The organism is Pseudomonas sp. AK181 (genome assembly GCF_051122975.1).
Classification (GTDB): domain Bacteria; phylum Pseudomonadota; class Gammaproteobacteria; order Pseudomonadales; family Pseudomonadaceae; genus Aquipseudomonas; species Aquipseudomonas lactis.
Map to the genome: position 1 here is coordinate 728253 of NZ_CP146348.1, position 22652 is coordinate 750904.

The 22652-nt window shown below is 61.0% G+C and carries 18 protein-coding genes; 10 read left to right on the forward strand and 8 right to left on the reverse strand.

What is annotated here, in order from left to right:
* Positions 1-50: 50 nt before the first annotated feature.
* Positions 51-266, reverse strand: coding sequence for a TIGR02450 family Trp-rich protein (locus V8689_RS03500; protein ID WP_044271430.1), 216 nt, complete (start codon positions 264-266; stop codon positions 51-53).
* The gene (locus V8689_RS03505) at positions 263-1249 is read right to left on the reverse strand and encodes an NAD(P)/FAD-dependent oxidoreductase (RefSeq protein WP_056785346.1); all 987 of its coding nucleotides are present in this window, start codon (positions 1247-1249) and stop codon (positions 263-265) included. The genes V8689_RS03500 and V8689_RS03505 overlap by 4 nt, the downstream gene beginning before the upstream one ends.
* A 212-nt stretch (positions 1250-1461) precedes the next feature.
* On the opposite strand from V8689_RS03505, the gene V8689_RS03510 reads away from it, so the two are divergent.
* A complete protein-coding gene (locus V8689_RS03510; protein WP_054896874.1) occupies positions 1462-2361 on the forward strand; it encodes a TIGR01777 family oxidoreductase in 900 nt (299 codons plus the stop codon).
* 14 nt (positions 2362-2375) lie between these two features.
* Positions 2376-3401, forward strand: coding sequence for a ferrochelatase (hemH, locus tag V8689_RS03515; protein WP_056785343.1), 1026 nt, complete (start codon positions 2376-2378; stop codon positions 3399-3401).
* A gap of 513 nt (positions 3402-3914) precedes the next feature.
* Here the strand turns inward: hemH and V8689_RS03520 are convergent.
* Together V8689_RS03520 and algW are read right to left on the reverse strand one after the other, a co-directional pair.
* Positions 3915-6008 carry a TonB-dependent siderophore receptor gene (locus V8689_RS03520; protein ID WP_056785340.1) on the reverse strand — a complete coding sequence of 698 codons (2094 nt, stop codon included), beginning with the start codon at positions 6006-6008 and terminating at the stop codon, positions 3915-3917.
* Between the two features lie 112 nt (positions 6009-6120).
* Positions 6121-7281 carry a Do family serine endopeptidase AlgW gene (algW, locus tag V8689_RS03525; protein ID WP_003188388.1) on the reverse strand — a complete coding sequence of 387 codons (1161 nt, stop codon included), beginning with the start codon at positions 7279-7281 and terminating at the stop codon, positions 6121-6123.
* Positions 7282-7382: 101 nt separating this feature from the next.
* Here algW and V8689_RS03530 point away from each other — a divergent pair, with 101 nt between their 5' ends.
* From V8689_RS03530 to cysN, 3 genes are all read left to right on the forward strand, one after another.
* Positions 7383-8141, forward strand: a complete 759-nt coding sequence (locus V8689_RS03530; RefSeq protein ID WP_150073130.1) for a Nif3-like dinuclear metal center hexameric protein — start codon at positions 7383-7385, stop codon at positions 8139-8141.
* A gap of 849 nt (positions 8142-8990) precedes the next feature.
* Positions 8991-9908 carry a sulfate adenylyltransferase subunit CysD gene (gene cysD / locus V8689_RS03535; protein ID WP_003171640.1) on the forward strand — a complete coding sequence of 306 codons (918 nt, stop codon included), beginning with the start codon at positions 8991-8993 and terminating at the stop codon, positions 9906-9908.
* Between the two features lie 9 nt (positions 9909-9917).
* Positions 9918-11816 carry a sulfate adenylyltransferase subunit CysN gene (gene cysN / locus V8689_RS03540; RefSeq protein ID WP_003188392.1) on the forward strand — a complete coding sequence of 633 codons (1899 nt, stop codon included), beginning with the start codon at positions 9918-9920 and terminating at the stop codon, positions 11814-11816.
* A 215-nt stretch (positions 11817-12031) separates the two neighbouring features.
* On the opposite strand, the gene V8689_RS03545 is transcribed toward cysN, so the two are convergent.
* From V8689_RS03545 to V8689_RS03555, 3 genes are all read right to left on the reverse strand, one after another.
* Positions 12032-12931, reverse strand: coding sequence for an acyltransferase (locus V8689_RS03545; protein ID WP_056785337.1), 900 nt, complete (start codon positions 12929-12931; stop codon positions 12032-12034).
* Positions 12932-15031 (reverse strand): phosphate acetyltransferase, encoded by a 2100-nt coding sequence (gene pta, locus V8689_RS03550; protein WP_056785333.1) that lies wholly within the window; start codon positions 15029-15031, stop codon positions 12932-12934.
* A 79-nt stretch (positions 15032-15110) separates the two neighbouring features.
* Complete coding sequence (locus V8689_RS03555) at positions 15111-15398, reverse strand: DUF3565 domain-containing protein (protein WP_078802457.1); 288 nt, start codon at positions 15396-15398, stop codon at positions 15111-15113.
* On the opposite strand from V8689_RS03555, the gene V8689_RS03560 reads away from it, so the two are divergent.
* Positions 15397-15882, forward strand: a complete 486-nt coding sequence (locus V8689_RS03560; RefSeq protein ID WP_003188398.1) for an FKBP-type peptidyl-prolyl cis-trans isomerase — start codon at positions 15397-15399, stop codon at positions 15880-15882. The genes V8689_RS03555 and V8689_RS03560 overlap by 2 nt on opposite strands.
* Before the next feature lie 289 nt (positions 15883-16171).
* Here V8689_RS03560 and rpsT read toward each other — a convergent pair whose 3' ends face one another.
* Positions 16172-16450: a 30S ribosomal protein S20 gene (gene rpsT / locus V8689_RS03565; RefSeq protein WP_003188401.1), complete on the reverse strand. Its 279-nt coding sequence runs from the start codon at positions 16448-16450 to the stop codon at positions 16172-16174.
* A 253-nt stretch (positions 16451-16703) separates the two neighbouring features.
* Between rpsT and murJ the strand changes: the two genes are divergently transcribed.
* From murJ to lspA, 4 genes are all read left to right on the forward strand, one after another.
* Positions 16704-18242 carry a murein biosynthesis integral membrane protein MurJ gene (gene murJ, locus V8689_RS03570; RefSeq protein WP_056785330.1) on the forward strand — a complete coding sequence of 513 codons (1539 nt, stop codon included), beginning with the start codon at positions 16704-16706 and terminating at the stop codon, positions 18240-18242.
* 119 nt (positions 18243-18361) lie between these two features.
* On the forward strand, positions 18362-19300 hold the full coding sequence (ribF, locus tag V8689_RS03575) for a bifunctional riboflavin kinase/FAD synthetase (RefSeq protein ID WP_003188404.1): 939 nt from the start codon (positions 18362-18364) through the stop codon (positions 19298-19300).
* A gap of 14 nt (positions 19301-19314) precedes the next feature.
* Complete coding sequence (gene ileS / locus V8689_RS03580) at positions 19315-22146, forward strand: isoleucine--tRNA ligase (RefSeq protein ID WP_056785327.1); 2832 nt, start codon at positions 19315-19317, stop codon at positions 22144-22146.
* Complete coding sequence (lspA, locus tag V8689_RS03585) at positions 22139-22651, forward strand: signal peptidase II (RefSeq protein ID WP_056785324.1); 513 nt, start codon at positions 22139-22141, stop codon at positions 22649-22651. The genes ileS and lspA overlap by 8 nt, the downstream gene beginning before the upstream one ends.
* Position 22652 lies beyond the last annotated feature (1 nt).

Sequence of the window (22652 nt, forward strand, 5' to 3'; positions counted from 1 at the left end):
GGCTCGATGTTGTACAAGTCAAATAATTTGTACAGGTTTGTGCGGCCGCGTTATTTCCAGCCGATTTTCCAGTCCTCAGCGTTTTTCAACGTCTCCCAGGGCAGGCGTTCGGCGCGCCGGGTGAGGACGGCCTGCAGTTCGATGTCCAGCACCGTGCCCTCGTCGTCACGGAACAATTCGGTGACCAGGAAGTGTTTTTCCTTGTGGCGAGGATGGGCTGCCGTCCATTTTGACAGCAGCAGTTTGGCGGGGTTGATGCGGTTCATTGCAGGTGCTCGATCAAGCGTCGCGCCGCTTCCTGGCCACTGAGCCAGGCGCCTTCCACCCGACCGGACAGGCACCAGTCGCCGCAGACGAACAAGCCCAGGTCGGCGTCGGCCAGCACGCCGAACTCATGGCTGCTGGAGGGGCGTGCGTAGAGCCAGCGATGTGCCAGGCTGAACGATGGCGGGGGCATGGCGCTGTGCAGCAATTCGGCAAAGGCGCCGTGCAGGTGTTCGATCACCGCTTCCTTGGGCAGGTCCAAGTGGGCCTTGCTCCAGGCGCTGGTGGCGTGCAGCACCCAGGTGTCGAGGGTGGTGTCGCGCCCGGGCTTGCTGCGGTTGCGCGCCAGCCAGTCGAGGGGGCTGTCTTGTACGAAGCAGCCCTCCATCGGCGTATCCAGGGGCTTGTCGAACGCCAGGGCGATGGCCCAGGTCGGGTCCATTTTCACCCCGGCGGCGGCGCTCGCCAGTTTGGGCGCGGCGGCCAGCAGGGCGGTGGCTTGGGGCGCCGGCGTGGCAATGATCACGTGACTGAAAGGGCCGTGATTGCCGCCGTCCGCGTCGAGCAGGTTCCAGTGCTGCGTGCCCTGGAAGACTTCGGTGATGCGGCAACCGAACTCCACCGGCAAGTCGTCGAGCAGGGCGCGAGTGATGGCGCTCATGCGCGGCGTGCCTACCCAGCGGATCTGCTCATCGGGGGAAGGCGTCAGTTGGCCAGACTTGAAGTTATACAACTGCGGCTTCCACTGCTCGGCCCAGCCGTTGCTCTGCCAGCGCTGCACTTCGTTGACGAAGCGCCGGTCGCGGGCGGTGAAGTATTGCGCGCCCATGTCCAGCGCGCCGGCGTCGCTGCGCTTGCTGGACATGCGGCCACCGCTGCCGCGGCTTTTATCGAAAAGTTTTACTGCGTGCCCGGCGTCTTGTAACGCTCGGGCGGCGGAGAGACCGGCGATGCCGGTACCAATGATCGCGATGGGGACAGTCATGGGAGGCCTCGTTTTACCGTTGGGTACAGACTACGCCGACACCAATAGCTGTACAATATTGTTTTTTGGTATAAGTTTTGGCGTGCCTGATTGTGTGGCGTGACCTATGGTTAAGCTAAGGCTTGAACCCCCGTCACGCTCCATTATCAAATTGATCCCTGCTTATAAAATAGACCAGTGAGCGGCGGCGAACGTTACATGAGGAGAGTCCCATGCATATTTTGCTGACCGGCGGTACCGGCTTGATCGGCCGTCAACTCTGCAAGCACTGGCTCGCGCAAGGCCACCGCCTGACGGTGTGGAGCCGGCAACCGGAAACGGTCGCCCGGGTGTGCGGTGCGCAGGTGCTCGGAGTGGCTCGCCTACAAGAGGTGATTGGCACGGTGGACGCGGTGGTCAACCTGGCAGGCGCGCCTATCGCGGACCGGCCTTGGACCCACAAGCGCAAGGCATTGCTGTGGAACAGTCGCATTCACCTCACCGAAACCTTGCTGGCCTGGATGGAAAGCCTGGAGCAGAAACCGGCGGTGCTGATCTCCGGCTCTGCGGTGGGCTGGTACGGCGACGGCGGCGAGCGCGAACTGACCGAAGCCAGCGGCCCGGTGCTGGATGACTTCCCCAGCCAGTTGTGTATCGCCTGGGAGGAAACCGCCCAGCGTGCCGAAGCCTTGGGCATTCGCGTGGTGCTGGTGCGTACGGGGTTGGTGCTGTCTGCCGAGGGCGGCTTTTTGTCGCGCCTGCTGCTGCCGTTCAAACTCGCGCTGGGCGGGCCGATTGGCAATGGACGGCAGTGGATGCCCTGGGTGCATATCAAGGATCAAATCGCCCTGATTGATTTTCTTCTGCACAAGCAGGACGCCAACGGTCCTTATAATGCCTGCGCGCCACACCCGGTGCGCAACCGCGAATTTGCCAAGACCCTGGGCCAGGTGCTGCACCGCCCGGCGTTCATGCCGATGCCGGCATTTGCGTTGAAGGTTGGCCTGGGTGAGTTGTCCGGCTTGTTGCTGGGCGGGCAAAAGGCTTTGCCTGAACGGCTGCAGGCCGCAGGTTTCACTTTCCAGTTCACTGAGTTGCGTGCGGCTCTGGACGACTTGTCCAGCCGCCTCTAAAGATAGGATGTTGCATGACCGATCACGCGTTGTTACTGGTCAACCTGGGTTCGCCAAAGTCCACTTCAGTGGCCGATGTGCGCAGCTACCTCAATCAGTTCCTGATGGACCCTTATGTGATCGACTTGCCGTGGCCGGTGCGGCGCTTGCTGGTATCGCTGATCCTGATCAAGCGCCCCGAGCAATCGGCCCATGCCTATGCGTCGATCTGGTGGGATGAGGGTTCGCCGTTGGTGGTGCTGAGCCGCCGCCTGCAGCAGCAGATGACCGCGCAGTGGACCCAGGGCCCAGTGGAACTGGCGATGCGTTATGGCGAGCCGTCCCTGGAAACGGTCCTGACGCGCCTGGCCGCCCAGGGTATTCAAAAAATCACACTGGCGCCGTTGTACCCGCAGTTTGCCGACAGCACCGTCACCACGGTGATAGAGGAAGCCAAGCGAGTGGTGCGCGACAAGCAACTGAATGTGCAGTTTTCGATCCTGCAACCGTTCTACGATCAGCCTGAGTACCTGGATGCGCTGGCGGCGAGTGTGCGCGCTTATGTGGAGCAGGATTACGATCACTTGCTGCTCAGTTTCCATGGTTTGCCTGAGCGTCACCTGACCAAGCTCGACCCCACGGGCCAGCACTGCTTCAAGGACGCCGATTGCTGCAAGAACGCATCCCCCGAGGTGCTTGCCACTTGTTATCGCGCGCAGTGTTTCAGCGTGGCGCGGGACGTGGCCGCGCGGTTGGGTTTGCCGGAGGGTAAGTGGTCGGTGGCGTTCCAGTCCCGCCTGGGGCGGGCCAAGTGGATCGAACCCTACACCGAGGCGCGCCTTGAGGCATTGGCCCAGCAAGGCGTGAAGAAGCTGCTGGTGATGTGCCCGGCGTTTGTCGCCGATTGCATTGAGACGCTGGAGGAAATTGGTGATCGCGGTCGCGAGCAATTTCGTGAAGCGGGGGGCGAGGAGTTGGTGTTGGTGCCTTGTCTGAATGATGAGCCGCAGTGGGCGGCGGCGCTTAATACACTGTGCGAGCGGGCGCCGGTTGCCTTGTAATCGAGCCCTGCGGTGAGCCAATTGTGGGAGCTGGCTTGCCTGCGATGGTGGCCTGCCAGCCGACACCTACCTACCTGGCACCCCAACGATCCTAGTGTGGGAGCGGGCTTGCTCGCGAAGGCGGCCTGGCAGTCAGCACAGTTGGATTGTGTACATATCCATTGCTGCGGTAACGGCTGCTTAGGGTTCCGCTCTGACAGCGGGTCACTTTTGGAAGGACCCAAAAGTAACCAAAAGGTCCTCGCCCCACCACTCGGCACCTCGCCTAGGCTCGGTGTGCCCGAACGCAGGCTTGAATCCGTGGGCCGCCGCCACGCGCCATCCATGGCGCGGGGCGGCTAACCCGGCGTCCTGCCGGGTTACCCACGAATTCAAGCCTGCGTTCGGCCAGCGTGGTTTGACGGGGCGCTTCAGATCAAGATCACAAGCAGATCAAGATCAAGAGCGGCTCGCTTCGCATCGTGGTTACCTATGGCCATCGCAGGCAAGCCAGCTCCCACAATTTGACTGTATTTACAGATTAAGGGTCAGGCTAACCGTGAAGTTGCGTGGCTCGCCGGGGTTGACCCAATAATTGCTATAGGACCGCTCGTAATACTTTTCATTGAACAGGTTGTTGAGGTTCAGCCCCACCGTCACGTTCTGCGTGGCCTTGTAATGGGCCAGCAAATCCACGGTGTGGTAGGCGGGCAGTTCGAAGCCTGTGCCGGCTTCGCCTGAGCGGTCACCCACATAGGTGAACGCTGCGCCCAGGTCTGAGCCACGCAATGCGCCGTCCTGGAATTCATACACGCCCAATACACTGCCGCTGCGTTTGGCCACGCCGAGAATGCGGCTGCCCGTGGGGATGGTTTTGTCGCCCTTGGTCACTTCGGCGTCGATGTAGGCCAAGGCGCCGATCACGCGCACGGAGTCGGTCACTTGCCCGGTTACTTGCAGGTCGAAGCCCTGGCTGCGGGCCTTGCCCATGGCGCGGTTGAGGTTGGTCGCCGGGTCCAGGGTCAGTACGTTTTCCTTTTCGATATGAAAGGCCGCCAGGGTGGCGCTGAGGCGGTCGTCAAACAGCTCGCTTTTGATTCCCACCTCATAACCCACGCCTTCTTCGGGCTTGAAGGACTTGCCGCCGGCATCCAGGCCGCTATTGGGCTTGAACGAGGTGGAAGCGTTGGCAAACACGCCGACTTCTGGCGTGAGCTGGTAGAGCAGGCCGGCGCGCTGGGTGAAGGCGTCGTGGGTTTGGCGGCTCTTGGCGTGGTTGCGGGTGAAGTCGTCGGTGCTTTGTTCGAAGTGTTCGAAGCGCGCACCGATCATGCCGCGCAGGCGGTCGGTGAAGATGATCTGGTCTTGCAGGTTCAACGCGTGGCTTTTGGTTTGTTCGAAGAAGTCGGTGCCGGAGCGTGTGCCGTTGGGTTTGGGCTGGCCGTACACCGGCTTGTAGATGTCGATGGGATAGTCGCCAGCGATCGCCGTCACACGCTCTTTCTTGCGGTAATCCTCGTATTCGGTACCGATCAACAGTTCGTGTTGCCAACTGCCGATATCGAACACCCCACGCAGTTCCAGCTGGGTGATGCTGTCGTGCCAACCGGTGGAGCGTTCACGGTAGCGGCGATTGACGCTGTGGCCGTCTGGGTTCAGCGCACGGCTTTCCGAAGCATCGCCCCACAGGCTGCCCTGTTTGTAATGACTGGCCAGGCGCAGTTTCCAGGCGTCGTTGAGGTGGTGTTCCAATGCCGCCTGAATGCGGTTGTTGTGGTTGCGGATATTGCCGTCGTTGGGCTCGCCGAGGAAGGTGGAATGTGACATGCCGGTGTTGGCGACGATGCCTCGGTCGAAGGTGGAACTGTGGCGTACGAACTCGCTTTCCACCAGCAGGGTGGTGTCCGGGTCTAACTGCCAACTGAAAGAGGGTGCGACGAACACGCGCTTGGCGTCGACGTGATCGCGAAAGCTGTGGTTGTCTTCAACCGCCAGATTCACCCGCGTCAGCACACGCCCCTCGCTGTCCAGCGGGGTATTCACATCCAGCGCCGTGCGGTAGCGGTCCCAGCTGCCGGCGCTGGTCTGCAGCGTGGTGAAGGCCTCGGGTTGGGGTTTCTTGGTGACGATATTCACCGTGCCGCCGGGATCGCCACGCCCATACAGGCTGGCGGCGGGGCCCTTGAGCACTTCGATACGCTCGATATTCGCTGCTTCCGGGGTACTGGGGTAACCGCGATTGGCGCTGAAACCATCCTGGTAGAACTCGGACGTGGTGAAGCCGCGCACGCTGTATTCGTAGAGGGTCAGGCCGCCGAAGTTGTTTTGCTTGGACACACCGCCGGCGAATTCCAGGGCGCGCTCCACGCTGGTACTGCCCAGGTCTTTGAGCACCGTGGCCGGAATCACGCTGATCGACTGCGGGATGTCGCGCAAGGCCGTGTCGGTCTTGGTCGCACTGGCAGAGCGGGTGGCCCGGTAGCCGTCGACTGGGCCGGTGGCGGATTCATAGGCGTCGGAAGTGACGCTGATGGTGTCCAGTTCCAGGGTGTTGTCTTCGGCGTAGGCAGGGTCGAGCAGCAAACCCAGGGCCAGGCCGGCCAAGGGCACAAACTTTCGAGACGGCATGATAGAGCGTTCCAATAGCGATATTGAAACAATATAACATGCCTAATGAGAATGAATCGCTAAGAAATATGGTCTTACAAGCGCCCGCGAACGGGCGCTAGGGTCGCGACGGTTATTGCTCTTCTTTCACTGGCGCGGTCGCCGGTGGTGGGCGCAGGCCGATTTCCGCCGACAGTTTGATCTCCTTGCCGTTGCGCATCACCAGGATCGCCACCTTGTCGGTCGGTTTGATCCGCGCCACCTGGTTCATCGACTTGCGCCCATCACCCGCCGGGGCGCCGTCGATGCTGAGGATCACATCGCCCAGCTGCAGGCCGGCTTTCTGCGCCGGGCCGTCGCGGAAAATTCCCGCCACTACGATGCCTGGACGCCCAGTCAGGCCGAACGACTCGGCCAGCTCCTTGGTCAAGGGTTGCACTTCAATGCCCAGCCAGCCACGAATCACCTGGCCGTGCTCGATGATCGACTTCATCACTTCCATCGCCAGCTTCACCGGGATGGCAAAACCAATGCCCTGTGAACCGCCGGACTTGGAAAAAATTGCGGTGTTGATGCCAGTCAGGTTGCCATTGGCGTCCACCAGCGCACCGCCCGAGTTGCCGGGGTTGATCGCCGCGTCGGTCTGGATGAAATCTTCGTAGCTGTTAAGGCCCAGCTGGTTACGCCCGGTGGCGCTGATGATGCCCATGGTCACCGTCTGCCCCACCCCGAACGGGTTGCCGATGGCCAGCGCCACATCGCCCACGCGCAAACCGTCGGAGCGGCCGAGGGTGATGGCCGGCAGGTTCTTCAGATCAATCTTGAGTACCGCCAGATCCGTTTCCGGGTCGCTGCCCACCACGCGGGCCAGGGTTTCGCGGCCGTCACGCAGGGCCACCACGATCTGGTCGGCGCCGGTGGTCACGTGGTTGTTGGTGAGGATGTAGCCCTCGGGGCTCATGATCACGCCGGATCCGAGGCTGGATTCCATACGGCGCTGCTTGGGGCCGTTGTCACCGAAATAGCGGCGAAATTGCGGATCTTCAAACAACGGATGCGCGGGCTTGTTGATGACTTTGGTGGTGTACAGGTTGACCACCGCCGGCGCGGCAATGACCACGGCGTCGGCATAGGTCACCGGACCCTGCACCACCGTGTTGGTCTGCGGCGCCTGTTGCAGGTTCACATCCAGTGTGGGCAGGCCCACCCACTGGGGATAACGCTGGATAATCAGCATCGCGATCAGCACGCCAGCCAACAATGGCCATCCAAAAAAACGCAGTGCCTTGAGCATCAAGTAAGTCCTGACAGGTTGCAGGGGGCGGGAGAGCGCCCATAATGTCGCGCATTATACGAGGCTGTGACGCCTGCGAACGGGATATTTAGGAGTCTTTTATGGCCGTGCCCCTTACTACCCTCGTCGAGGAAGCCGACCGCTACCTCGGCAGCGCCAAAATTGCCGATTACTGCCCCAACGGCCTGCAGGTCGAGGGCCGGCCCCAAGTGATGCGCATCGTCAGCGGCGTGACCGCCAGCCAGGCGCTGCTGGACGCCGCCGTCGAGGCCAAGGCCGACCTGGTGCTGGTGCACCACGGTTATTTCTGGAAGGGCGAAAACCCCTGCATCACCGGCATGAAGCAACGCCGCCTCAAAACCCTGCTCAAGCATGACATCAGCCTGCTGGCCTACCACTTGCCCCTGGACCTGCACGCCGATGTGGGCAACAACGTGCAACTGGCTCGCCAGCTGGACATCACCGTCGAAGGCCCGCTGGACCCCGGCAACCCTAAAATCGTCGGCCTGGTCGGCTCCCTGGCCGAGCCCCTGTCACCCCGCGACTTCGCCCGCCGCGTGCAGGACGTGATGGGTCGCGAACCGCTGCTGATCGAAGGCAGCGAAATGATTCGTCGCGTCGGCTGGTGTACCGGTGGCGGCCAGGGCTACATCGACCAGGCGATTGCCGCCGGTGTCGATTTGTACCTGAGCGGTGAAGCGTCCGAACAGACCTTCCACAGCGCCCGGGAAAACGACATCAGCTTCATCGCCGCCGGCCATCACGCCACCGAACGTTACGGCGTACAGGCGTTAGGCGACTACCTGGCGCGACGCTTTGCCCTGGAGCACCTGTTCATCGACTGCCCCAACCCGATCTGAAGCACAGCACTGAACACGGTGGGAGCTGGCTTGCCTGCGATTGGCCGTACGCCTCTACACAACTCTGTAGTGAACAACGGTAACCACGATGCGAAGCGAGCCGCTCTTGATCTTGATCTTGATCTGCTCTTGATCTTAGGCGCCCCGTTAAACCACGCTGGCCGAACGCAGGCTTGAATTCGTGGGTAACCCGGCAGGACGCCGGGTTAGCCGCCCCGCGCCATGGATGGCGCGTGGCGGCGGCCCACGGATTCAAGACTGTGTTCGGGCACACCGAGCCTACGCGAGGTGCCGAGTGGTGGGGCAAGAGCGCTTTGCTTACTTTCGCGCTTTTCGAAAGTGAGCCGCCGTCAGGGCGGAACCCTAAGTGGCCGTGACCTAAATAACGGATATGTACCCGGTCCAGCTGTGTTGACTGTCAGGCCGTCTTCGCAGGCAAGCCAGCTCCCACATTTGGATCGTGGGGTGTCAGATAGAGATGCGTTGGCTGGCGGGCCGTCTTCGCAGGCAAGCCAGCTCCCACATTTGGATCGTGGGGTGTCAGATAGAGATGCGTTGGCTGGCGGGCCGTCTTCGCAGGCAAGCCAGCTCCCACATTTGGATCGCGGTGCGTCAGCTAGATCAGCGTCGGCTATCAGTCCGTCGCGGGAGCAAGCTCCCTCGCCACAGTACGGCTTTCGCAGGCAAGCCAGCTCCCACACTGCCCAAATTGAAGCCCAAACCGGCCGGCATATTCATATATCGTTTCGGTCTAGCCGGCGCCCTAAATAGAAGAAGTTGCTGTGCTAGCATGCCTCGCTCGAACACGGCCCGCTGGCCGTCCATAAGATCGTTTTTCCGTGAGTAACCATGGTCGACAAACTGACGCATCTGAAACAGCTGGAGGCGGAAAGCATCCACATCATCCGCGAGGTCGCCGCCGAGTTCGATAACCCGGTGATGCTCTACTCGATCGGTAAAGACTCCGCCGTGATGCTGCACCTGGCACGCAAGGCCTTCTTCCCAGGCAAGTTGCCGTTCCCGGTGATGCACGTCGACACCCGCTGGAAATTCCAGGAAATGTACAAGTTCCGCGACAAGATGGTCGAGGAGCTGGGCCTGGACCTCATCACCCACATCAACCCCGATGGCGTGGCGCAGAACATCAACCCGTTCACCCACGGCAGCGCCAAGCACACCGATATCATGAAGACCGAGGGCCTCAAGCAGGCGCTGGACAAGCATGGTTTCGACGCAGCATTCGGCGGTGCCCGTCGCGATGAAGAGAAATCCCGTGCCAAAGAGCGCGTGTACTCGTTCCGCGACAGCAAACACCGCTGGGATCCAAAAAACCAACGCCCCGAGCTGTGGAACGTCTACAACGGCAACGTCAACAAGGGTGAGTCGATCCGCGTATTCCCGCTGTCCAACTGGACCGAGCTGGACATCTGGCAGTACATCTACCTCGAAGGCATCCCTATTGTGCCGCTGTATTTCGCCGCCGAGCGCGACGTGATCGAGAAGAACGGCACGTTGATCATGATCGACGACGACCGCATCCTCGAGCACCTGTCCGACGAAGACAAAGCCCGCATCGTCAAAAAGAAAGTACGTTTCCGCACCCTTGGCTGCTACCCGTTGACGGGTGCGGTGGAGTCCGAAGCCGAGACGCTGACGGACATCATTCAGGAAATGCTCCTGACGCGAACTTCCGAGCGCCAGGGCCGTGTCATCGACCACGATGGTGCCGGCTCGATGGAAGATAAAAAACGTCAAGGCTATTTCTAAGGGGCTGTCATGTCGCATCAATCTGATTTGATCAGCGAGGACATCCTCGCCTACCTGGGCCAGCACGAGCGCAAAGAGATGTTGCGCTTCCTGACCTGCGGCAACGTCGACGACGGCAAGAGCACCCTGATCGGGCGCCTGCTGCACGACTCCAAGATGATCTACGAGGATCACCTGGAAGCCATTACCCGCGACTCGAAAAAGTCCGGCACCACCGGTGACGATATCGACCTGGCGTTGCTGGTCGATGGCCTGCAGGCCGAGCGTGAGCAGGGCATCACCATCGATGTCGCCTACCGCTATTTCTCTACCGCCAAGCGCAAATTCATCATCGCCGACACCCCCGGCCATGAGCAGTACACCCGCAACATGGCCACCGGTGCGTCCACCTGTGACCTGGCGATCATCCTGATCGACGCCCGCTACGGCGTGCAGACCCAGACCCGTCGCCACAGCTACATCGCCTCGTTGCTGGGCATCAAACACATCGTGGTCGCCATCAACAAGATGGACATCAACGGCTTTGACCAAAGCGTATTCGAGTCGATCAAGGCCGATTACCTGAAGTTCGCCGAAGGTATCGCGTTCAAGCCGAGCACCCTGGCCTTCGTGCCGATGTCGGCGCTCAAGGGCGACAACGTGGTGAACAAGAGCGAGCGTTCGCCCTGGTACACCGGCCAGTCGCTGATGGAGATCTTGGAGACTGTCGAGATCGCTAACGATCGCAACTACACCGACCTGCGTTTCCCGGTGCAATACGTCAACCGCCCGAACCTGAACTTCCGTGGGTTTGCCGGCACCCTGGCGAGCGGCATCGTGCACAAGGGCGACGAAGTAGTGGTGTTGCCGTCGGGCAAGAGCAGCCGCGTCAAATCCATCGTCACCTTTGAAGGCGAGTTGGAACACGCAGGCCCAGGCCAGGCCGTGACCTTGACCATGGAAGACGAGATCGACATCTCCCGTGGCGACCTGTTGGTGCATGCCGACAACGTGCCGCAAGTGACCGATGCCTTCGACGCCATGCTGGTGTGGATGGCCGAAGAACCGATGCTGCCGGGCAAGAAATACGACATCAAGCGCGCCACCAGCTACGTGCCGGGCTCCATCACCAGCATCGTGCACCGCGTGGATGTGAACACCCTGGCCGAAGGCCCGGCGAGTTCGCTGCAGCTCAACGAGATTGGCCGGGTCAAGGTCAGCCTGGACGCCGCCATCGCCCTGGACGGTTACGACAGCAACCGCACCACCGGCGCGTTTATCGTGATCGACCGCTTGACCAACGGCACGGTGGCCGCGGGCATGATCATCGCACCGCCGGTGGGTCATGGCGGTGCTGCGCAGCATGGCAGCCTGGCGCATGTGGCCACCGAGGAACGCGCCCTGCGTTTCGGCCAGCAGCCGGCCACGGTGTTGTTCAGCGGTTTGTCGGGCGCTGGCAAGAGCACCCTGGCCTATGCGGTTGAGCGCAAGCTGTTCGACATGGGCCGTGCGGTGTTCGTACTCGATGGCCAGAACCTGCGCCACGACCTGAACAAAGGGTTGCCGCAGGACCGTGCCGGGCGTACCGAGAACTGGCGTCGTGCCGCTCATGTGGCGCGCCAGTTCAACGAAGCCGGCCTGCTGACCCTGGCGGCCTTCGTTGCCCCGGATGCCGAAGGCCGTGAACAGGCCAAGGCGCTGATCGGTGCCGACCGCCTGCTGACCGTCTACGTACAGGCATCGCCGTTGGTGTGCGCCGAGCGTGACCCGCAAGGTTTGTACGCGGCCGGTGGGGATAACATCCCTGGCGAATCCTTCCCGTATGACGTGCCGTTGAATGCCGACCTGGTAATCGACACTCAGGCGTTGTCGCTGGAAGACAGCGTCAAGCAAGTGCTGGAGCTGTTGCGTCAGCGCGGCGCGATCTAAACCTCGCGGCCATCAAAAAGCCCGCCATCGATCACTCGGTGGCGGGCTTTTACATGCTTGAGGCCTGGCTATTGCCTTCTGTAGGAGCGAGCTTGCTCGCGAAAAACGTCAACGATTACGCGTGCTTCCTGGACAAACGCGGCGCCTATGAGTTTTTCGCGAGCAAGCTCGCTCCTACAAAGTGATATTAAGGCAAGCCTGCTCCCCCATTTTGATCAGCGGCTGGCTGGAAAGTCTTTGTGAAGCTGCTCCAGCAATGCATCCTTGTCTTGCCACAACTGGTTGATCCAGCCCTGGAACGCCAACCGATAGTCCCCATCCTGCTCATAATTCTTGCCGATGAACTCAGCCGGGATCTGTACCTCTTCAAAGTGCACCACCACCTCCTTCACATTGCCGCACAGCAGATCCCAATAGCCTGGGCGCCCGCCGGGGTAGTGGATGGTCACATTCACCAGTGATTTGAGCTGCTCGCCCATGGCGTCCAGCACAAACGCAATACCGCCCGCCTTGGGTTTAAGCAGGTAGCGAAACGGTGACTGCTGCTGCGCGTGCTTGCCTGGGGTAAAGCGCGTGCCTTCGGCAAAGTTGAAAATCCCCACGGGGTTGTCGCGAAACTTCGCACAGGTCTTGCGCGTGGTTTCCAGGTCTTTGCCTTTCTTCTCCGGGTGCTTCTCCAAATAAGCCTTGCTGTAGCGCTTCATGAAGGGAAAGCCCAGTGCCCACCACGCCAGGCCAATCACCGGTACCCAGATCAGTTCTTGCTTGAGGAAAAACTTCAGGGGGCGAATGCGCCGATTGAGCACGTACTGCAACACCATGATGTCGACCCAGCTCTGATGGTTGCTGGTCACCAGGTACGAGTGCTGGTAGTCCAGGCCCTCAAGGCCGGTCAGGTGCCAGCGCGTACGCCGCACCAGGTTCATCCAGCCCTTGTTGTTGGTGACCCAGGCTTCGTGGGTGTGGTTCATCAGCCATTCGCTCAGGCGCTTGGCGAACGGCAGCGCCTTGAACAGCGCGACGATAAACAGGAACGAACACAGCAGGATCGTGTTCAGCGCCAGCAACAGCGAAGCGATCACCCCGCGCACGGCGGCAGGTAGAAAATCCAGCATTTAGATATCCATGGGTCGGTTGGCGGCTTGGATCGCCGTGAGGGCGATGGTGTACACGATGTCGTCCACCTGGGCGCCACGTGGCAGGTCATTGACCGGTTTGCGCAGGCCCTGGAGCATTGGCCCCAGGCTCACGCAATCGGCGCTGCGTTGTACGGCTTTGTGAGTGGTGTTGCCAGTGTTCAGGTCTGGGAACACAAAGACAGTGGCCTTGCCCGCCACCTGGCTGTTGGGCGCCAGTTGCCGGGCGACGTTTTCGTTGGCGGCGGCGTCGTATTGCAACGGGCCGTCGATCAGCAACGAACTTTGTTGTTCGTGGGCGAGCAGGGTGGCTTCGCGGACTTTTTCCACCTCCTCGCCGCTGGCCGAGTCACCGCTGGAATAGCTGATCATCGCCACCCGTGGCGTGATGCCGAACGCGGCCGCCGAGTCGGCGCTTTGCAGGGCAATTTCCGCCAGTTCCGCAGCGCTTGGGTGCGGGTTCATCACGCAGTCCCCGTACACCAGCACCTGCTCGGGGAACAGCATGAAGAACACCGACGACACCAGGGTGCAGCCCGGCGCGGTCTTGATCAGCTGTAACGCGGGGCGAATGGTGTTGGCGGTGGAGTGAATCACGCCGGAGACCAGGCCATCCACTTCGTCGAGGGCGAGCATCATGGTGGCGATCACCACGGTGTCTTCCAGTTGTTGCTCGGCCATGGGCGCGTTGAGGCTTTTGCTCTTGCGCAGGGCGACCATCGGCTCCACATAGCGTTGGCGAATCAGATCGGGGTCGAGAATCTCCAGGCCTTCGGGCAAATCGATGCCCTGGGCACGGGCAACGGCTTCCACATCCTCAGGCTTGGCCAGCAGCACGCAACGGGCAATGCCGCGTGCCTGGCAGATCGCGGCGGCCTGTACGGTCAGCGGCTCGCTGCCTTCGGGCAACACGATGCGTTTGTTGGCGGCCTGGGCGCGTTGGATCAGTTGGTAACGGAATACCGCCGGCGACAGGCGCATCTCCCGTGGCGTGCCGCAACGCTGGTGTAGCCAGCGCGCATCGAGGTGGCTGGCGACGAAATCGGTGATGATTTCCGCGCGCTCGCGGTCGTCGATGGGGATTTCCTTGTTGAGGCTATTGAGCTGGTTGGCGGTGTCATAGGAGCCGGTGCTCACCGACAACACCGGCAACCCGGCCTGGAAGGCGCCTCGGCACAGATCCATGATGCGCGGGTCGGGCAGGGTGTCGCTGGTCAGCAGCAGCCCGGCCAGCGGCACGCCATTGATGGCGGCCAGGCTGACGGCGAGGATGATGTCGTCGCGATCGCCCGGGGTCACCACCAACACACCGGGCTTGAGCAGCTCGACGGTGTTACGCATGGTGCGCGCGCAAATGATGATCTTGGTCATGCGCCGGCTTTCGTAGTCACCGGCGTTGAGGATCTGCGCGCCCATCAGGTCGGCCACGTCGCGGGTGCGCGGGGCATTCAGCTCGGGTTGGTAGGGGATGCAGCCAAGCAGGCGGAAATCGCCGCTGCGCAACAGCGGCGAATGCTCTTTGAGGCGCGCCGAGAAGGCTTCCATGCTTTCGTCGGTGCGTACCTTGTTGAGGATCACGCCCAGCACTTTCGGGTCTTTGGGACCGCCAAACAGTTGGGCCTGCAATTCCACGCGGCCGGAAAGCTCGGTGAGCACTTCATTTTCCGGGGCCGAGACCAAGATCACTTCTGCGTCCAGGCTCTTGGCCAGGTGCAGGTTGACCCGTGCCGCATAGCTGGCGCTGCGGGTCGGCACCATGCCTTCGACGATCAACACATCCTTGCCCACGGCTGCCTGCTGGTACAGCGTGATGATTTCTTCGAGCAGCTCATCGAGCTGGCCGTCGCCGAGCATGCGCTCTACGTGAGCCAGGCCAAGCGGCTGCGGCGGTTTCAGGCCGTGGGTGCGTGCCACCAGCTCGGTGGAGCGTTCCGGCCCGGTATCGCCCGGGTGTGGCTGGGCGATGGGTTTGAAAAAGCCGACTTTCAGGCCGGCCCGTTCCAGGGTGCGCACCAGCCCAAGGCTGATGGAGGTCAGACCCACACCAAAATCGGTGGGCGCGATAAAAAAAGTCTGCATGCGAATTCTCTGGAGGTGCATGGCTTGGGTGGCGCTCTATGGGTGAGTGCCTACCGCGAATCAGGCGCCAAGGTTATCGTTATTCGTGCCCTTGCGCACACCAGCCGCACGCAAAGGCCTGGCCGATTTTTTCAAGGCGTTGCGCGGGGTCGAGCACCCAGGCGCGTGACTGCCAGGGCGGTTGGTGGCGTAAATGCTGGGTGTGGCCGCAAGACAGCTCGGCCACCCAGTGCCCATCGTCGTCCTGATGAAAACCTGTGATCGTGACCGTTGATCGGCCCCGTCCGTCCGGGTTCCGTTCGCTTTCGGGCAAATCCTTGTTTAGACTTGTCCGTTCTTCATTCTTTTGCAAAAGGTCTCGCCCCATGACGATCGCCGCTAACAAGGCTGTCTCCATCGACTATACCCTGACCAACGACGCTGGTGAGGTCATCGACAGCTCCGCCGGCGGCGCGCCGCTGGTTTACCTGCAAGGCGCAGGCAACATCATCCCGGGCCTGGAAAAGGCTCTGGAAGGCAAGAACGTCGGTGACGAACTGACTGTCGCCGTAGAACCTGAAGATGCCTACGGCGAATACTCCGCCGAACTGGTCAGCACCTTGAGCCGCAGCATGTTCGAAGGTGTTGATGAGCTGGAAGTGGGCATGCAGTTCCACGCTTCGGCGCCGGACGGCCAAATGCAGATCGTCACCATCCGCGACCTGGACGGCGATGACGTTACCGTTGACGGCAACCACCCTCTGGCTGGCCAGCGCCTGAACTTCCAAGTGAAGATCGTGGCCATCCGCGACGCTTCCCAGGAAGAAGTGGCTCACGGCCACGTCCACGGCGAAGGCGGTCATCACCATTGATTGTCGTTTGATCAATAGGTAGCAAAAACGCCCCGACTGGTTCGGGGCGTTTTTTTGCCCTGAGAATATCCCCGGCCAACTCTCTGTAGGAGCGAGCTTGCTCGCGAAAAACCTGAGAGTCCCGCTGGGCGCCAGGCTTCCCGCGTCATCGTTAACGATTTTCGCGAGCAAGCTCGCTCCTACAGTTGTTGGGCGTGTTTTCGGGGGCACACAAAAATGCCCCGGACCTTTCGGTACGGGGCATTTCTTAACTGTTACGCAACCTGAGCTGCGTTGCAGTTGTTACCACTTAGGCTGCAGCAGGAACGCTCAGAGCCTTGATGTGGCCATTCAGGCGGCTCTTATGGCGAGCGGCCTTGTTCTTGTGGATGATGCCTTTATCGGCCATACGGTCGATAACAGGCACAGCCAGAACGTAAGCTGCTTGAGCTTTTTCAGCGTCTTTGGTGTCGATGGCTTTGACTACATTCTTGATGTAGGTGCGAACCATGGAACGCAGGCTGGCGTTGTGGCTGCGACGCTTCTCAGCCTGTTTTGCACGTTTTTTGGCGGAAGGTGTGTTGGCCACCGTCGAGCTCCTCGAAAGACTTTTTAGGAAATAGCAAACAAAATAGGCCGCGAATCATGCCGATGACTTGACGGGTTGTCAAGGGCGGCTGATGCGAACTGCTGAGTGGTCGATCTGAAGAGGCGGGTGATTTATTTCCGGCGCTTGACCTGTAAACTCGCGAGCTTTGGCTCTGTGCTGTTGCAGGCGCGCAGTATCGCATAAGTGGGCGCGTAGTTCGCCTGCTCTTTATCTATAGGCGCAAACTCTTTCAATGAATCTGCTCAAATCGTTGGCTGCCGTCAGCTCTATCACGATGATCTCCCGGGTTTTGGGGTTTGTGCGTGACACCCTGCTGGCGCGCATCTTTGGCGCCAGCATGGCCACGGATGCGTTCTTTATTGCCTTTAAACTGCCCAACCTGTTGCGGCGGATCTTCGCCGAAGGCGCATTTTCCCAAGCATTCGTGCCGATCCTGGCCGAATACAAGACCCAGCACGGCGAGGAGGCGACCCGTACGTTCATCGCCTACGTCTCGGGCCTGCTGACCCTGGTCCTGATGCTGGTAACCATCGTCGGGATGCTCGCCGCGCCCTGGGTGATCTGGGCCACCGCCCCCGGCTTTGCCAATACCCCGGAAAAATTCGCACTGACCACTGATCTGCTGCGCGTGACCTTTCCTTATATATTGCTGATCTCCCTGTCGTCCCTGGCCGGCGCGATCCTCAATACCTGGAACCGTTTCTCGGTGCCGGCCTTCGTGCCGACCTTGCTGAACGTCAGCATGATTATTTTTGCGCTGTTCCTCACGCCGTATTTCGACCCGCCCGTCATGGCCCTGGGCTGGGCGGTGCTGGCCGGCGGCCTGGCGCAGTTGCTGTACCAACTGCCCCACCTGAAAAAAATCGGCATGCTCGTACTGCCGCGCCTGAACCTCAAGGACACTGGCGTGTGGCGCGTCATGCGCAACATGCTGCCGGCGATCCTCGGGGTGTCGGTCAGCCAGATCTCCCTGATCATCAACACCGCGTTCGCCTCGTTGCTGGTGTCCGGCTCGGTGTCGTGGATGTACTACGCCGACCGCCTGATGGAATTGCCATCCGGTGTGCTGGGCGTGGCGTTGGGTACGATCCTGCTGCCGACCCTGGCGCGTACCTACGCCAGCAAGGATCGCCAGGAATATTCGCGCATCCTCGATTGGGGCCTGCGCCTGTGCTTTTTGCTGGTGTTGCCGTGCGCCCTGGCACTGGGCATCCTCGCCGAACCGTTGACGGTCTCGCTGTTTCAATACGGGCAGTTCGACGCCCATGACGCCTTGATGACCCAGCATGCGCTGGTCGCCTACTCCGTCGGCCTGCTCGGCATTATCGTGATCAAAGTGCTGGCGCCCGGCTTCTACGCCCAGCAGAACATCCGCACCCCGGTGAAAATCGCGATTTTCACCCTGGTCGTCACGCAATTGCTCAACCTGGTGTTTATCGGCCCGCTGGCCCACGCCGGCCTGGCCTTGGCGATCAGCGCGGGTGCATGCATCAACGCAGGCCTGCTGTTTTACCAATTGCGTAAACAGCAGATGTACCAACCGCAGCCAGGCTGGGGCGTGTTTGCGTTCAAACTGCTGGTGGCGGTAGCGGCGATGTCGGTTGTGCTGTTTGGCCTGATGCACATCATGCCGGCCTGGAGCCAAGGCAATATGCTGGAGCGCTTCATGCGCCTGGGTGTATTGGTAGTAGCGGGCGTGGTGGTGTACTTCGGGATGTTGCTGTTGCAGGGTTTTCGCCTGCGCGATTTCAATCGTAAGTCGCTGGGGTAGCGAGTTTGCCGCGATAAAACGGTTGTTTTATCGATTCGACCCATTTGGCCTGCGCTGTTGCCTGTCGTCCGGGGCTGGGTGTGGTTATAATCGACCACTTTATGAGCAAGAAGCGCGTTATGCAGCTGGTTCGAGGTCTCCACAACCTGCGCCCCGAGCACCGGGGCTGCGTCGCCACTATTGGCAACTTTGACGGTGTTCACCGTGGCCACCAGGCTATCCTGGCTCGGCTGCGCGAGCGTGCGGTCGAGTTGGGCGTGCCCAGCTGCGTGGTGATTTTTGAGCCACAACCGCGGGAGTTCTTTACCCCGGAAACGGCGCCGGCCCGCTTGGCGCGCTTGCGGGACAAGCTGCAGCTGTTGGCGGAGGAGGGCGTGGACCGTGTCCTCTGCCTGGCATTCAACCAGCGTTTGCGCAGCCTCAGCGCCGCCGAGTTCGTCGACCGCATCCTGGTGGACGGCTTGGGTGTGCAGCATCTGGAGGTCGGCGACGACTTCCATTTCGGTTGTGACCGGGTCGGGGATTTCGATTTCCTGCAACATGCCGGTGTCAATCAGGGGTTCACTGTCGAAGCCGCGCAAACCGTCGAGCTGGACGGCCTGCGCGTGAGCAGCACCCAGGTGCGTAACGCCCTGGCCGCCGCCGACTTCGACCTGGCCGAGCGTTTGCTCGGTCGCCCGTTCCGCATTGCCGGGCGGGTACTGCACGGCCAGAAGCTGGCGCGCCAACTGGGCACGCCAACCGCCAACGTGCAACTCAAGCGCCGTCGTGTGCCGCTGACCGGGGTTTACTTGGTGAGCGTCGATATCGACGGCCAATCGTGGCCAGGAGTCGCCAATATAGGCGTCAGGCCCACGGTTGCAGGTGATGGCAAGGCCCACCTGGAAGTTCACCTTTTGGATTTTGCCGGTGATTTATACGACCGGCGTTTGACGGTGGTTTTCCACCAGAAGCTGCGTGAAGAGCAGCGTTTCGCCTCCCTGGAGGCGTTGAAAACGGCGATCAATGCGGATGTCGCCGCCGCCCGTGCACTAGCCGCACCTAGCGCCCATCGCTAACCGAAGAGCCTTAAATGACCGACTATAAAGCCACGCTAAACCTTCCGGACACCGCCTTCCCAATGAAGGCCGGCCTGCCACAGCGCGAACCGCAGATCCTGCAGCGCTGGGACAGTATTGGCCTGTACGGAAAGTTGCGCGAAATTGGCAAGGATCGTCCGAAATTCGTCCTGCACGACGGCCCTCCTTATGCCAACGGCACGATTCACATCGGTCATGCGCTGAACAAGATTCTCAAGGACATGATCCTGCGCTCCAAGACCCTGTCGGGCTTCGACGCGCCGTATGTCCCGGGTTGGGACTGCCATGGCCTGCCGATCGAGCACAAAGTCGAAGTGACTTACGGCAAGAACCTGGGCGCGGACAAGACCCGCGAACTGTGCCGTGCCTACGCCGCCGAGCAGATCGAAGGGCAGAAGTCCGAATTCATCCGCCTGGGTGTGCTGGGCGAGTGGGACAACCCCTACAAGACCATGAATTTCAAGAACGAGGCCGGTGAAATCCGTGCCTTGGCCGAAATCGTCAAGGGCGGTTTCGTGTTCAAGGGCCTCAAGCCCGTGAACTGGTGCTTCGACTGCGGTTCGGCCCTGGCCGAGGCGGAAGTGGAATACGAAGACAAGAAGTCCTCGACCATCGACGTGGCCTTCCCGATCGCCGACGACGCCAAGCTGGCCGAGGCGTTCGGCCTGGCAAGCCTGGCCAAGCCAACCGCCATCGTGATCTGGACCACGACCCCGTGGACCATCCCGGCCAACCAGGCACTGAACGTGCACCCGGAATTCACCTACGCCCTGGTGGACGTCGGTGATCGCCTGCTGGTGCTGGCCGAAGAAATGGTCGAGTCATGCCTGGCGCGTTACGAGCTGCAAGGTTCGGTGATCGCCACCACCACCGGTTCTGCGCTGGAGCTGATCAACTTCCGTCACCCGTTCTATGACCGTCTGTCGCCGGTGTACCTGGCTGACTACGTCGAGCTGGGTTCGGGTACTGGCATTGTTCACTGCTCGCCAGCCTATGGCGTGGACGACTTCGTGATCTGCAAAAAGTACGGCATGGTCAACGATGACATCATCAACCCGGTGCAGAGCAACGGCGTATACGTGCCTTCGCTTGAGTTCTTCGGTGGCCAGTTCATCTTCAAGGCCGACCAACCGATCATCGAAAAGCTGCGTGAAGTCGGTGCGCTGATGCAAACCGCCACCATCCAGCACAGCTACATGCATTGCTGGCGTCATAAGACCCCGCTGATCTACCGCGCTACGGCGCAGTGGTTTATCGGCATGGACAAAGAGCCGATCAGCGGCGACACCCTGCGTGTACGTTCGCTCAAAGCCATCGAAGACACCACGTTCGTCCCGGCCTGGGGCCAGGCGCGCCTGCACTCGATGATCGCCAACCGTCCTGACTGGTGCATCTCCCGCCAACGTAACTGGGGCGTGCCGATCCCGTTCTTCCTGAATAAGGAAAGCGGTGAGCTGCACCCGCGCACCGTCGAGTTGATGGAAGTCGTGGCCCAGCGCGTTGAGCAAGAAGGCATCGAAGCCTGGTTCAAGCTGGACGCCGCCGAGCTGCTGGGCGACGAAGCGCCGCTGTACGACAAGATCAGCGACACCCTCGACGTGTGGTTCGATTCGGGTACCACTCACTGGCACGTGCTGCGTGGCTCGCACCCGATGGGTCACGAGACCGGCCCGCGCGCCGACCTGTACCTGGAAGGTTCGGACCAACACCGTGGCTGGTTCCACTCGTCATTGCTGACCGGTTGCGCCATCGACAATCACGCGCCGTATCGCGAGCTGCTGACCCACGGCTTCACCGTCGACGAGACGGGCCGCAAGATGTCCAAGTCGCTGAAGAACGTGATCGAGCCGAAAAAGATCAACGACACCTTGGGCGCCGACATCATGCGTCTGTGGGTGGCCTCCACCGATTACTCGGGTGAAATCGCCGTGTCGGACCAGATCCTGGCCCGCAGCGCCGACGCCTACCGTCGTATCCGCAATACCGCACGCTTCCTGCTGTCGAACCTGACCGGTTTCAACCCGGCCACCGACCTGCTGCCGGCCGAAGACATGCTCGCCCTGGACCGTTGGGCCGTGGACCGTACCCTGTTGCTGCAGCGCGAGCTGCAAGAGCACTACGGCGAATACCGCTTCTGGAACGTCTACTCCAAGATCCACAACTTCTGCGTGCAGGAGCTGGGCGGTTTCTACCTCGACATCATCAAGGACCGCCAGTACACCACCGGCGCCAACAGCAAGGCGCGCCGTTCGGCGCAGACCGCGCTGTACCACATCAGCGAAGCGCTGGTGCGCTGGATCGCACCGATCCTCGCGTTCACCGCCGATGAGCTGTGGGAGTACCTGCCGGGCGAGCGTAACGAGTCCGTCATGCTCAATACCTGGTACGAAGGCTTGACCGAACTGCCGGCCGACTTCGAACTGGGCCGCGAGTACTGGGCAGGCGTCATGGCCGTCAAGGTTGCAGTGAACAAGGAACTGGAAGTCCAACGTGCGGCCAAGGCCGTGGGTGGCAACCTGCAAGCCGAGGTCACTCTGTTTGCCGAGGATGGCCTGACCGCCGACCTGGCCAAGCTGAGCAACGAACTGCGCTTCGTGCTGATCACCTCCACCGCGAGCCTGGCACCTTTCGCCCAGGCCCCGGCAGATGCCGTGGTCACCGAGGTGCCGGGCCTGAAGCTCAAGGTGGTGAAGTCGGCCTTCCCTAAATGCGCCCGTTGCTGGCACTGCCGTGAAGATGTTGGTGTGAACCCTGAGCACCCGGAAATCTGTGGTCGTTGTGTCGATAACATCAGCGGTGAAGGCGAGGTTCGCCACTATGCCTAATGCAGCCAGTCGTTTCGGACGTCTGGGCTGGCTCGTACTGAGCCTGCTGGTGCTGGTCATTGACCAGGTCAGCAAGGCTCACTTCGAGGGCTCCCTGGAAATGTTCCAGCAAGTCGTGGTGATCCCGGATTACTTCAGCTGGACCCTGGCCTACAACACTGGCGCCGCCTTCAGCTTCCTGGCTGACGGCGGTGGCTGGCAGCGCTGGCTGTTTGCGGTGATCGCCGTGGTGGTCAGTGCCGTGCTGGTGGTGTGGCTCAAGCGCCTGGGTCGCGACGACACCTGGCTGGCTATCGCGCTGGCCCTGGTGTTGGGCGGCGCGCTGGGTAACCTGTATGACCGCATCGCCCTGGGCCATGTGATCGACTTCATCCTGGTGCACTGGCAGAACCGCCACTACTTCCCGGCGTTCAACTTTGCCGACAGCGCGATCACCGTTGGTGCAATCATGCTGGCGCTGGATATGTTCAAGAGCAAGAAAACCGGAGAAGCTGTCAATGACTGAT